Consider the following 12,597-nt stretch of genomic DNA (forward strand, 5'->3'; position numbering starts at 1 on the left):
TTCCTTATCTTAACAAGCCCAAAGGCAAAGTTACGCTAATTCTATCATTTACCCCCACATGAGGCACTGTGCAATACTCATCTTTACGCGCTTTTTTTGAAAAATATAACAAATCCAAATCAAGCGTTCTAGGAGCATTTTTAAAAGTTCTTTTTCTTTTGAATTTAAACTCATAAAAAAACAAAACTTTTAAAAGTGCTCTTGCATGCAAACTTGTACTTACAACCATCACTGCATTAGTAAAGTCTTTTTGCTCTTCAAAGCCAAAAGCTTTATTAATCAAAAATGGCGATGTTTGCAATACTTGCAAGCGTTTATCTTGCATTAAAAGCCTAAATAAACCCCGAAAGCGTTTTTTTTCATCTTCTATATTGCTTCCAAGTCCTATAATGGCTATGTATTTTCCTTTTTTATCTGCCTTTGAATAAAAAGGAAAAAAACGAATTTTTTCTAACCTTCTAGCTCCTTTAACCAGCAAATTATAACACCACTGCCTTTTCTTTATCAAGATAGACCATATCTTCTATCCTAATGCCTAGTTTATCTTTGATATAAATTCCAGGTTCAATGGTAAATACCATACCTTCTTTTAGCTCATAATCACTTCTTGGACTAATGTTTGGTAACTCATGTATATCAAGTCCCACTCCATGTCCTAAACTATGAATAAATTCTTTTTCAAAACCTGCGTTTTTAATCACTTCTCTTGCGATAAAATCAAGCTCACTTACCATCATACCAACGCGTGCTTTTTCTATAGCTTGAAGCTGAGCTTGTTTAACCACCTCATAAATTTGTATAATTTCTTTGTCTTTAAAATTTGGCTTATTTTTATCAAACACTATGCCACTCTCATCAAAACAAGCCGTTCTTGTGCGATCAGAACAATACCTTTGATAAACCACACCCGCATCAACTAATAACAAAGCTCCATATTCTAAACATTTATCACTAGGTAAAGCATGTGCTTTAGCCGCATTTTCATTAATAGCCACAATAGGTGAAAAAGAAAGTCCTAAAGCACCTTTTTTTTGAAAAATTTCACATGCTTTAAAATGTAATTCTTTTTCGCTTTTTCCATGGCCTTCTTGGCTGATAAATTTAGCAAATTCTTCAAAGCATTCTTTGCCAAAATTTACAGCCTTTTGCAAAAGTTGTAATTCCTTAGCATTTTTTATAATGCGCTTGTTTTTACTCAAGTCTAATTTTTCTTCAAAAACGATATTTGCACTTTTACTAAGTTCTTTAAATTCAAAATAGCTAAAGTCTTTTGGGTCAAAACACACCCTATCAATTCCTGCTTTTTCTAAAAGCTCTCTAGCACTAGCAAAAAGATCTTGTGCTAAAACTACCTTAGCATTTTTTATCATTTCGCTAGCTTCAAAGTTATATCTTGCATCAGTGATGAAAAATGCTTCATCTTCAAGTTTTAAAAACAAAGCATTATCGCAAGAATAGCCACACTCATAAAAAAGTGCATTTTCGTTTTTTAAGATAAAATTCATTGATTTACTTGTTGTGCTTTTGCTTGAGCTGCTTTATATGCATTGATTTGATCAAAAATTTGGAAAAGTCCCATTAAAGCCATATGATAGCCAAAAGGACCAAAACCTACCACACTACCTGCGCAAACTGGTGCTATCATGCTTTTTTGTCTGAATTCTTCTCTTCTATAAGTATTGCTAATATGCACTTCAATCACAGGCATATTAATCGCTGCAATCGCATCGCGGATTGCTATAGAAGTGTGTGCATAAGCAGCTGCATTAATAATCACTCCATCTACACTACCTAAGCATTCTTGAATTTTATCAACTAACTCACCTTCAAAATTACTTTGAAAAAACTCAATCTCTACATTAGCTTGTTTTGCAGCTTGTCTCATTTGCTCATGGATATCTTCCATTTTCATATTGCCATAAATATGAGTTTCTCTTACACCAAGCATATTGATGTTTGGTCCTTGTATCACCATAACTTTCATAATCTAACCTTTATTTAGTAAAATTTACTATATTATAGCATTTTAAAGCTAAATTTTAGCTACAATTTCCCTTTTTAAAGGAGGTAAAATGTTTATAATAGCACCCAAAATCATCTTAACTTGCGATGATGATTTTAATATTTTAGAAAACAAAGCAGTTCTTTTTGATGATAATATTTTAGAAATTGATAGCTTAGAAAATTTACAAAAATCCTACCCACAAGCTAAGCTTATACCAACTCCAAAAGATACCTTACTTTTACCTGCTTTTATCAATCCACACACGCATTTGGAATTTAGTGCAAATAATGGAAATTTAGTCTTTGGAGACTTTTTAAAATGGCTTGATAGTGTTTTTAATAACCGCGAGCAATTAAACGAAAAAGCCAAAGAAAAATTAATCTCACAAAATATCCATAAAATGCTAAAAAGTGGCACTGCTACCATAGGAGAAATTTCAAGCTTTGGAAGCGATTTAAACCCTTGTGTCAATTCACAAGCTAGAGTGGTATTTTTTAATGAAATTTTAGGTTCAAGTGAAAATTTTATCCAAGCTAAAAAAGAAGAATTTTTAACTCGTTATGAAAAAAGTATGAGTTTTAAAACTTCTAAATTTATCCCTGCTATTTCAGTACATGCACCCTACTCAACTCACCCAGAGCTTGCCAAATTTGCTATAAAACTTGCTAGAGAAAATGATCATTTACTAAGCACGCATTTTCTTGAAAGTAATCAAGAAAACAACTGGCTAAGGTTTAAAAAAGGTGGTTTTAAAAAGAGCTTGGCTAAATTTAACAAAAACCCTATGCCATTTTACACCCCACAAAGCTTTTTAGAGCTTTTTAAAGATCAAAGGACTTTATTTACACATTGTGTGTATTTTAAAGAATGGGATTTGCTAGATAAAAATTTACACTCGATCACGCATTGTGCTTTTTCAAACAGACTTTTGAGTAAAAATACTTTTAAATTAAAATCTGCTTTAAAAAATGGTGTTAATATCCATCTAGGAACCGATGGCTTAAGCTCAAATACTTCTTTAAGTATGCTTGATGAAATGAGAGCAAATTTACTTATACATGATGATTTTGAGTTAGAAAATTTTGCTAAAATATTGCTTTTAATGGCAACAAACAAAGCCGCAAAAGCTTTAAATTTAAACCTAGGCCAAATTCAAAAAGGCAAAATAGCAGATTTTAGTCTTTTTGTTTTACCAAATAGTGTAAATTTAAAACAACTTCCTTTGCAATTTATCTTACAAAGCAAAGAAGTGTTAAAACTTTTTATAGAAGGAAAAGAATGCAAATTATAAAATCATTTTTTAAAGGAATTGGAAAAATCATCTCTTATATCAACACTTATTTTAAAACCTTTGTGTTTTTGTTTATCGTGTTTTTAATCCTTGCTCCAAGCGGGGATAATGCCAAGCTTTCTAATGCAAACTTAGCTCAAATTAATCTTAAAGGCGAAATTAGCGATGCGAGCAATCTTTTAGAACAAATTTACAAAGTCAAAGATGATAAAGCTATCAAAGGGGTTTTGCTTTTTATAGATAGCCCTGGGGGAGCTTTTGCACCAAGTATGGAAATAGCTTTAGCTATACAAGATCTTAAAGCTAAAAAACCTGTGGTAGTCTATGCAGGTGGAACTATAGCAAGCGGAAGCTACCTAAGCGCGGTGGGAGCTGATATGATCATCGCTAATCCTGCTAGCTTTATAGGATCTATTGGGGTAATTATGCAAGGCTTTGAAGTAAGTGAGCTTGCACAAAAACTTGGTATAAATGAGCAAACTATCAAAGCAGGAAGCTATAAAGAAGCAGGGACTTTCATGCGTAAATGGAGCGAAGATGAAAAAGACTTTTTACAAAATTTAGCTAATCAAAGTTATGAGCTTTTCACACAATTTGTCGCTAAAAATCGCAAGCTAGACTTAAACCAAACAAGCTCATGGGCTGATGCGAAAGTATTTTTAGCAAACGAGGCTTTAAAATTAAAACTCATTGATAAAATAGGCAATTACGAGCAAGCTAAAAAAGAGTTAGAAAAGTTAGCTAAAGTACAAAATCCTATCTGGCAAAAAGAAGATGCCATAGATAAGTTTTTAAAACGATTAGAAGAGCAAAGTGCTAGCTTTTTTGCTAACACTTTAGCGCAATTTTTCACACAAATAAGCTCACAAAAAATCTACTAAGATTTAATAATCTCATAAAATCCATAAGTATCATTTTCTAAAAAGCCTTTGTATAAAGGCTTTAGCTTTAAATCTAACTTAACATTTTCAAAGGTATTTAAATTTGAGTTTGAAAAAATCAAAAGCATATCTAACTCATCTTTAAAGGTTTTTAAAAAATTCTCCCCGCCCTCATACATGATGAGCTTTGCTTCACTAGGAATGCTTGTAAAAATTTCTCTTTCAGCTACGCTAAATAAAGGAATGTTTGGATCAAAGCTTTCTAAATTTTGACGGCTTAGTATGCATAAATTTGGTGCTTTAGCTTGAGCTAGCCTTGCATCTAAAATAGGCCTATCATGCCTTATAGTTTCTCCGCCCACTACAAGCAAATCAAGCTTTGAGCGTAATGCATGAGCATAGGTTCTACTTGCTTTAGAACTTACGATTTTACCATAAGCAGAGCCGTTTAAAGAAAGGGCTAGTTTAAAAAATTTAAAGCTTGATTTTTGCCATTTTAAAAAAGGCTTTAAAAGCTCTTTAGCTCTTTGTTCACAAATTCCCATGTGAACTTTTATGCCTTGATCTTTTAAAAACTCTGCTCCACCGCTTGCGAGCTTATGCTCATCTTTAGTGGCGATAAAAACTTCGCTAAAACCAAGCATACTAAAAAGCTTTGCACAAGGTGGGGTTTTGCCATGATGATTGCAAGGTTCTAAACTCACATAAGCACTAGCACCTTTTAATAACCCCTGATGATTTTGACAAATAAACTCATGCAAATCATTTGCATTTTGTGGTAAATCTAAATTTGGATTAAGCACTTTTAAGGCTTTACTCACTGCTTCAAGCTCTGCGTGAGCCTTACCTGCTTCTTTGTGTGCTTCTATGCTTAAAATTTTGCCATTTTTATCTAAGATCACACAGCCTACGGCTGGATTAGGGTAGGTTAAAAGCTGATATTTCCAAGCTTCATCTATGGCTAAATTCATATAAAATTCGTGATTCATATTACTTCCTAAAAAGGCAAAGGTGCAAAAAATACCTTAAGCTTTACATGTTCATCGCAAGCTTTTAAAAAACCTTGTGCTAAAAACTTAATATCTTTAGTCTTTAACTTCTCTTTTAAATCAAAAGTTCTCTCACATAGAGGATAAATAAGATAAATTTCCTTTATCTCGTATTTATTTGCATAAGCAAACATTTGATATAAATCGCTTTGCGATATACCATGCTTTTTCTCATCTTCACTATCATCTGGAATTTTCCATTTGGTATCTAAGATCATTTTATTTTCTATATATAAATCAGGCTTTAACATAAAACATTTTTCATCATTTTTTGAGATTAAATACTTTCCACTACTTTGGGCTTTTATATTTTTGCTAGGATTAGCAAGTTTAAACATATAAGCTACATAGTTTTCAAAAAGTTTTTCCATAGGAAAAAGCAAAGCAAAGGCTTCTTTTTTACCTTTATATGGAGCAAAGCTTTGATTTTGTAGAAATACCTTACACCAAGAAAGTATATTTTCATAATAATCAAAATGTCTTGAAATTTTAAAACTAAAATCTTTTTCATAATTTTTAGAAAATTCTACCTCATCAAGCATTTGCATAGCTTTGATGATTTTAAATTTACTCAAGCTTGTTTTGGATTTTAAAAAATTTAGCGTTGATTTTATCAAACGATTTGGTGCTATGTCTAAAACAAACTCATCGCTACTTGTGAAAAATCTTTCTTTGTGTATTAAATTTGATTTTATATGCTCATTAAATAGTAATTTTCCTTTTAAAAAAGTTCTGTTTTCTTCGCTACTTACATAAGATCTCATCAAACCTTTTTTATACACACTATCAAATTCATCTAAAAACATCGTGATAAACACTTCAAACAAAGGCATTTTGGCAATTTGCAAAGATGAAATTTGAGATTTTTTAAAGGGAGAATTTTTTAAGGTTTTTAGCATGTTGATTAAAAGATTTTTGGGGTTGAAATTTATCTCTTTTATACTATACCATTTCTTTACTTTAATGTTTTTCACAATTTTATATTCTTGAAAATAGCTAAAATTAGTATATAATTTATTATCATTACTTATTGTATAGGCGTAATTTAACTTACTCTTTGAAACTTTCAAAGATTTATCTTTTTTTTCCTTATAGCTATCCAAATTCGTACATTTTGGCAAGATCTCCAAAACACCGCTTTTAGTCTGTATAATGCCGACATAATTTTTAGCTTTTAAAGTGTTTTTGTTTTTAAAGCCTAGAAGACTTTCATTATTTTTTGCAAAGTCTTCTAGCTCTTTATAAAATATTTCAGCTTTTTCTTTGAAAATTTCTTTTAAATCTTCTTTAGAAAAAGCTTGATGCTCGATAATAGAAAAGGTATTATTGTTTATCATTTTCATATATTTTTATAAAAGTGCTTTTATTCCAATCTTTGCTATTACTAAATTTATAAATACCATTATCTCTTTCTATAAAATCTTTCATATTTTTCAAATAATCACTATTTATATCTTGTTTTTCTAACATACCATTTTTGTTTAAAACCGCATCAATCAATGCATAATCATTATAAAAATACTCTTGCAATAATGGGATAATTTTATTTTGAAAAACATTTTTTAATTTCTCTAAACTATCAATGCCTATAAAAAATGCATGTCCTATAGTCTTTTCTCTATCTAGCAAGTATTCTATACGCGTATTGATAAATTCTAGTAATTTTTGCAAATTTACACCTTTGCAATTATCAGACAAAACATTAAGTTTAGGCATCATCTCGACAAATTCAAAGCGTCTTCGCAAAGCTGTATCAAGAGAAGTTATACTTCTATCAGCTGTATTCATAGTGCCGATGATATAAACATTTTTAGGCACTCCAAATTCATCTTTACTATAAGGCAAAATTACTTTTAACTCTTCATCAGCACCTATTCTTTTGCTAGGCTCTATCAAGGTTATAAGCTCACCAAAAATCTTACTTACATTTCCACGATTAATCTCATCTATGATGATTATGTAAGGTTTTAAATCCGGCTTTTTACTAGAATTATTATCTACTTTATAATCTTGTTCTCGTTCTATAAATAATTTAACTAGCTGAAAATAATAACTATCAATTTGTCTTCTATGTTTATGATTTAAAATTTGTTTAATGCTTCTTCCGTTTATAATCTTATCTTTATTTTCCAAAAGCGTTTTAAAAATTTCTAAATTTAAATACAAATTTGCATTAGTATCATCTGTGATAATTCTATATTTTTCATTATATTCTTCTAATTTAAATCCACCACTTTGAGTTTTTTCTATAAATTTTTGTTGATCTACTAATTCATCTAAAAAAAATTCTATTTTGTTTTCTAAATCTTCACTCTTTACAAATTCTTCTTGTGTTAATAAAGATGCTTTGTAATTATCCAAAGCTTTTTGACAAAGTTCTTTAAAAATTCCATCTTTTATTTCATACTCTACTTCCTTAGAATTTTCTTTGCTATCTATACGAGGCTTTATACCTTCTACAAATTCTTCATATCCATAGCTTTGATGAAAAGTAGTAAAAATTATTTGCCCATTTTTTACATACTCATCAAATTTTGTTTTTTTCTCATCTCTATCTTTATTTGCTAAATTTTCACCCAAGATTTCCAAAGCTTTATCTATAGTATGATAAGTTTTTCCTGTCCCTGGAGGCCCATAAAGAATTTGATTTAAAGGTGGATTTTCTACATTCAATCCTTTATTTGTTTCTTTGTTATTATAAAACTCTTTATCAGAAGAATTAATCAGAAAATCTCTATAATATTTTATAGCACTTGAATATCTATTTTTATTTGTAGAATTCTGATCTAAATATTTTTTATTATTTTCTAATTCTTTACATTTAAGATCAAATTGTTTTATATCACATTTATATAGATTTACATTCAAATATTTGGTAGAAATTCGAGAAATATCTTCTATATAATTTTCTTTAGTTCCTTCACTTAGTTTGCTACCATCTTTTTTAGTAACTTTATTTAAGTATATAGAAAAATTAATTTTATTTTGTTCGATTGTTTTAGTATTCAAATTTGAATAATGCTCCCATAATGGAACCGAAACCTCATTTCTCATACTATCGAGTGTATAAATTTTATCTTTTAACAACTTTTTATGTAATTCATAAATTTCTAAATTGCTTTCAAATTCATTTTTACATATTGCTTCTAATATATCTTTTTTAAATATATTAACAATCTTAATATCATTTGGATTTTGATAATGAAATGCTATCTTCCATTTTAAACCAAAAGGTAAAATTTCATTTAAAATTTCTTTATCAATGCATTTTAAATTATTATTTTGCGAATATTCTATAACTTTAACTATTTCTTTTTTTACTTTTTCAAAAACTTCATCTTTAGTATTTCCAAGATTTTTTCTCCAAGCATATCTATTATCATACAAATAATCATCTTTTTTAGGTGGTTTTTTATAACGATAAATTCCAAATTTTCCAGCATCATTTCCTCCAAATCCTGCATATTCTTTTAATAAAACATCTAACCAATAACAATAATAATTTGGGTTTTCATGTTTAAGATTTGTATATTCTTCAAGACTCATACTTTTAACTTTTTCTAAAGTCCAAATTCTTTGAAATTCTAAAAATTTATTACTTTCTTTTTGTTTCTCATCTAAATTAATATTCATATCTAAATCCTATTTTATTTTATAATAAATTACAAAATAATGTATTTAAATTTAATTATATAAAAAATAAGTAAAAATTCAGATTTCTAAATTTTTACCATTGTATGAAGGTTTTAGCTTTTCTTATGTCGCTAAAATTTATAGTAGTCTTTTCTTGAGTTTCTAAATTTTCTAAAGTGATATTTTCATCATCTACGGCGATGATTTTTGCTTCGATTTTTTCTTTTTCACTAGTTGTGATTTTTACAAGCTCATTAATGCTTTTTGCAAAATGCTCGATTTTACTAAGTTTTCTTTCAAGCCCACAGCTTGATACTTCTAAAAAATACTCCCCACTCACAGGTGGCTCTACATCAAAAATAGGCGATAAAATCTCACTAAGCCTAGCACAATCATCAAGATTTACCCCGCCTTCTTTTTGCACATAAATTCTATAAATCTTTCTACCATTTTCACTTACTAGCTCATCATCATAAAAGCTAAGCTCTGCTTCTTTACAAAGTGCTTCAAGATTCATTTTGTTCCTTTTTGATTTTTTCAAATAAAGCATCCATATGGTTTTGATACTCTAATCTATCATCAAATTTAAAGTGAAAATTCGGACACCTATACCACCCTTGCTCGCTCATGCAGTAATTTTGCAAAGCACGGGCAGCTTTTTTAAGTTGATTAAGTATGATTTCTTGGTCTTGAGTGTTAAAAAACATTTTATCTAAATACACAAAAGCATCATATCTGCCTTTTTTACACTCCACATCCACTACGCACAAATTTTTTAAAGCTTCGTTGTCTAAATTTGCTAAAGCTTCTGGTATAAGTTCTTTTAAAATGCTTTCTGTGCGTAGCTTTTTGATTTCAGCTGTGTTCATAGGCTTACTTGTTCCTCAACTTCTTTGTAACTTTCTATATAATCCCCCACTCTCATATCATTACAACCTTCTATGCCTACACCGCATTCATAGCCTTTTGCAACTTCTCTTACATCATCTTTAAAGCGTTTGAGTGAGCTTACATTACCTTCAAATACCACAACCCCATCTCTAATGAGCCTGATTTTCGCACCACGATTGATCGTACCTTCTGTTACCATACAACCTGCGATTTGTCCTAGTTTTGGCACATTGATCACTTGACGAATTTCAGCTTGACCAAGTTGTTCTTCAGAGATGATAGGACTCATCATACCACCTAACAAGGCTTTTACATCATCAAGCAAATTGTAAATAACATTATAAGTTTTTATCTCTACGCCTTTATCTTTAGCGCGTTCTTTGATCTCACCAGTTGGGCGTATATTAAAGCCTAAAACGATAGAGTTTTCACTAGCACTTGCAAGCTCTATATCGCTTTGAGTAATCCCACCTACTCCACTATGGATGATATTAACCTTAATCTCATCGTTTTTGAGTTTTTCTAAACTCGCCTTAATCGCTTCAAGTGAACCTTGTACATCTGCTTTTAAGATCACAGGAAGGGCTTTTAAATTACCTTCTTTAATTTTTGCACCAAGCTCATCTATGCTTACTTTAGTGGATTTGCTTAGTTCTTTTTGGCGGTTGTATTCATGGCGTTTATTAGCATATTCTCTTGCTTGTTTATCGCTATCTACGGCTATTAAAGTTTCTCCTGCATCAGCTACTTCACTAAGACCTATGATTACCCCGCACTCACCTGGGCCTATTTCTTTTAAAGCTTTGCCTTGATCATCACTCATAGCACGCACTTTACCATAAGCTTCCCCTGCTACGACTGTATTTCCCACTCTTAAAGTACCATTTTGTACGATGATAGTAGCCACAGGACCTCTACCTTTTTGCACTGAAGATTCTATAATACTTGCTTTAGCATGAGCTTTTGGGTTTGCTTTAAGCTCTAAAATATCAGCTTGTAATAATACAATTTCAAGTAAATCCTCTATACCATCACCCTTTTTAGCTGAAACTGGTACAAACTCATGACTTCCACCCCATTCTACTGGCATGATGTCCATTTCTGCTAGCTGGGTTTTTACCATGTCAGGATTTGCGTTTTCTTTATCCATTTTATTAATAGCAATGATGATAGGTACATTAGCTGCTTTTGCATGATTAATCGCTTCTTTAGTTTGTGGTTTTACCCCATCATCTGCAGCTACTACGATAATAACAATATCCGTTATACTAGCTCCCCTTGCACGCATAGCAGTAAATGCCTCATGGCCTGGAGTATCGATAAAAGTGATTTTTCTACCATTTTTTTCCACCATGTAAGCACCAACATGCTGAGTGATCCCACCTGCTTCACCACTTGCAATGCGTGATTTTCTTATATAATCAAGCAAAGAAGTCTTACCATGATCCACATGCCCCATGATAGTGATAACTGGAGCTCTTTGGCTTAAATTTTCTTCTGTTTGATTTTCATCATAGTCTTTTACATAATCAAACTCATCAGCCTCATCAATGATATTAATCTCCACGCCAAATTCAGCTGCAAGAATTTCTATAGCATCCTCATCCAAAAAGTCATTTTTAGTCGTCATCATGCCAAGCATGAAAAGTTTAGAGATAACTTCTCCGGTGTTTTTACCAAGTTTTTCAGCAAATTCATACACACGAATTTCTTTAGGTATACTTACGCTTGTGATCGCTTCGCTTTCTTTTTTCTCTACCTTTTTAGGTGGCTTTTTACGACTTCTTCTTTGTATACCACCCTCGCCAAATGGATTGATAGAATTATTTAAAGATTGCTTTAAGATATTTGGTTGTTTTTTGTTTGCTGGTTGTGCTGGTTTGTTTTCTTTTACACTAAAATCAGGTAAAACCACCATATCATCATCTTCTAAAGAAATATCAGCAAAGTCTTTATCTCCCAAAAGATCCATTTTAGTAGTACTTTCTTTTTTGCTTGCTACAGGATGATTTTTCTTTTCTTTTTTCTTTCTTTTTAAATTCTCATCTGAATTTGAAAAAATCATACTAAGGCTTAAACCTTGAGTAGCTTGTGTACTAACTTTTTCTTCTTTGTTTATTTGAGTTTCTTTGCTTTCTTCTTTTTTCTTTTTAACGATGACCAAGCCTCTTCTTTTGGCTAAATTTAAATTAGAACCTAGCTTTTCATCAAGTTTAATTTCTTCTTTTTTCTCTTCTAATACTTCATTTTTTATAGGATTTTCAGGTTGTTTTTCTTCTTTTTTTATTTCATCTTTTTTTTCACTTACTGCTTTAGTAAGGCTTTTACTTTCTTTTTTAGTAGTAGTTTTTTTCTCTTCTTTTTTACTTTCTTCTTTTTTAGTAGTTTTTTTTGCCGTACTTTCTTTTTTAGGTTTGGCTACTTTTTTTACTACATCTAGTATTTCACCAGATTGAACGTATTGATAAATCGCTTCTGCGATTTCAGAAGATACTTTTTTGTTAGGGGATTTGATATCTTCTAAGCCCATTTCATTAGCTTTTTCTATAATTTCTTTACTTGTATATCCTAACTCTTGAGCGATCTCGCTAATCTTTACATCTGCCATTAAAAAATATCTCCTTTAAATCCTGCTGATTTATATTACCATGAAAATTGCCTTTGCAAGCTCTCATAAAAGCCCTTTGCAACGTTTTTTCATCTTTATCAAAACATGAATTACAAATATACAAACTCCTACCAAATTCCACTTTAGTGATAATTTGAGAATTTTTTATTTGGAATTGATGCAAACTTTGCTTTTCATAACGGCCTTTGCAAACAATGCACATTCTAATGGGTATATGA

The 12,597-nt window shown here is 30.7% G+C and carries 12 protein-coding genes; 2 read left to right on the forward strand and 10 right to left on the reverse strand.

Annotated features, from left to right (window positions below; genetic code table 11):
- Positions 1 to 4: 4 nt before the first annotated feature.
- From folK to aroQ, 3 genes are read right to left on the reverse strand one after another with little or no spacing between them, the layout of a single operon-like run.
- Positions 5 to 478, reverse strand: coding sequence for a 2-amino-4-hydroxy-6-hydroxymethyldihydropteridine diphosphokinase (folK, locus tag CAMP5121_RS04045; protein ID WP_337214855.1), 474 nt, complete (start codon positions 476 to 478; stop codon positions 5 to 7).
- Position 479: 1 nt separating this feature from the next.
- Positions 480 to 1,505: a M24 family metallopeptidase gene (locus tag CAMP5121_RS04050; RefSeq protein WP_337214856.1), complete on the reverse strand. Its 1,026-nt coding sequence runs from the start codon at positions 1,503 to 1,505 to the stop codon at positions 480 to 482.
- Positions 1,502 to 1,984 carry a type II 3-dehydroquinate dehydratase gene (gene aroQ / locus CAMP5121_RS04055; RefSeq protein ID WP_337214857.1) on the reverse strand — a complete coding sequence of 161 codons (483 nt, stop codon included), beginning with the start codon at positions 1,982 to 1,984 and terminating at the stop codon, positions 1,502 to 1,504. The genes CAMP5121_RS04050 and aroQ overlap by 4 nt, the downstream gene beginning before the upstream one ends.
- Positions 1,985 to 2,072: 88 nt before the next feature.
- Here aroQ and mqnF point away from each other — a divergent pair, with 88 nt between their 5' ends.
- Together mqnF and sppA are read left to right on the forward strand one after the other, a co-directional pair.
- Positions 2,073 to 3,296, forward strand: coding sequence for an aminofutalosine deaminase family hydrolase (gene mqnF / locus CAMP5121_RS04060; protein WP_337214858.1), 1,224 nt, complete (start codon positions 2,073 to 2,075; stop codon positions 3,294 to 3,296).
- Positions 3,284 to 4,177, forward strand: a complete 894-nt coding sequence (gene sppA, locus CAMP5121_RS04065) for a signal peptide peptidase SppA (RefSeq protein ID WP_337214859.1) — start codon at positions 3,284 to 3,286, stop codon at positions 4,175 to 4,177. The genes mqnF and sppA overlap by 13 nt, the downstream gene beginning before the upstream one ends.
- Here the strand turns inward: sppA and ribD are convergent.
- The 7 genes from ribD to CAMP5121_RS04100 form a co-directional block, all read right to left on the reverse strand.
- Complete coding sequence (ribD, locus tag CAMP5121_RS04070; protein ID WP_337214860.1) at positions 4,174 to 5,166, reverse strand: bifunctional diaminohydroxyphosphoribosylaminopyrimidine deaminase/5-amino-6-(5-phosphoribosylamino)uracil reductase RibD; 993 nt, start codon at positions 5,164 to 5,166, stop codon at positions 4,174 to 4,176. The genes sppA and ribD overlap by 4 nt on opposite strands.
- Before the next feature lie 8 nt (positions 5,167 to 5,174).
- Positions 5,175 to 6,563, reverse strand: coding sequence for an McrC family protein (locus tag CAMP5121_RS04075; RefSeq protein WP_337214891.1), 1,389 nt, complete (start codon positions 6,561 to 6,563; stop codon positions 5,175 to 5,177).
- Positions 6,550 to 8,859: an McrB family protein gene (locus CAMP5121_RS04080; protein WP_337214861.1), complete on the reverse strand. Its 2,310-nt coding sequence runs from the start codon at positions 8,857 to 8,859 to the stop codon at positions 6,550 to 6,552. The genes CAMP5121_RS04075 and CAMP5121_RS04080 overlap by 14 nt, the downstream gene beginning before the upstream one ends.
- 94 nt (positions 8,860 to 8,953) lie before the next feature.
- On the reverse strand, positions 8,954 to 9,376 hold the full coding sequence (gene rimP / locus CAMP5121_RS04085) for a ribosome maturation factor RimP (RefSeq protein ID WP_337214862.1): 423 nt from the start codon (positions 9,374 to 9,376) through the stop codon (positions 8,954 to 8,956).
- Positions 9,366 to 9,728, reverse strand: coding sequence for a 30S ribosome-binding factor RbfA (gene rbfA, locus CAMP5121_RS04090; RefSeq protein ID WP_337214863.1), 363 nt, complete (start codon positions 9,726 to 9,728; stop codon positions 9,366 to 9,368). The genes rimP and rbfA overlap by 11 nt, the downstream gene beginning before the upstream one ends.
- Positions 9,725 to 12,358 carry a translation initiation factor IF-2 gene (gene infB, locus CAMP5121_RS04095; protein WP_337214864.1) on the reverse strand — a complete coding sequence of 878 codons (2,634 nt, stop codon included), beginning with the start codon at positions 12,356 to 12,358 and terminating at the stop codon, positions 9,725 to 9,727. The genes rbfA and infB overlap by 4 nt, the downstream gene beginning before the upstream one ends.
- The gene (locus tag CAMP5121_RS04100; RefSeq protein ID WP_069099694.1) at positions 12,339 to 12,581 is read right to left on the reverse strand and encodes a DUF448 domain-containing protein; all 243 of its coding nucleotides are present in this window, start codon (positions 12,579 to 12,581) and stop codon (positions 12,339 to 12,341) included. Before CAMP5121_RS04100 ends, infB begins: the two co-directional genes overlap by 20 nt.
- Positions 12,582 to 12,597 lie beyond the last annotated feature (16 nt).

The sequence above is a fragment of the Campylobacter sp. 2352 PW genome, assembly GCF_024723575.1.
Classification (GTDB): domain Bacteria; phylum Campylobacterota; class Campylobacteria; order Campylobacterales; family Campylobacteraceae; genus Campylobacter_D.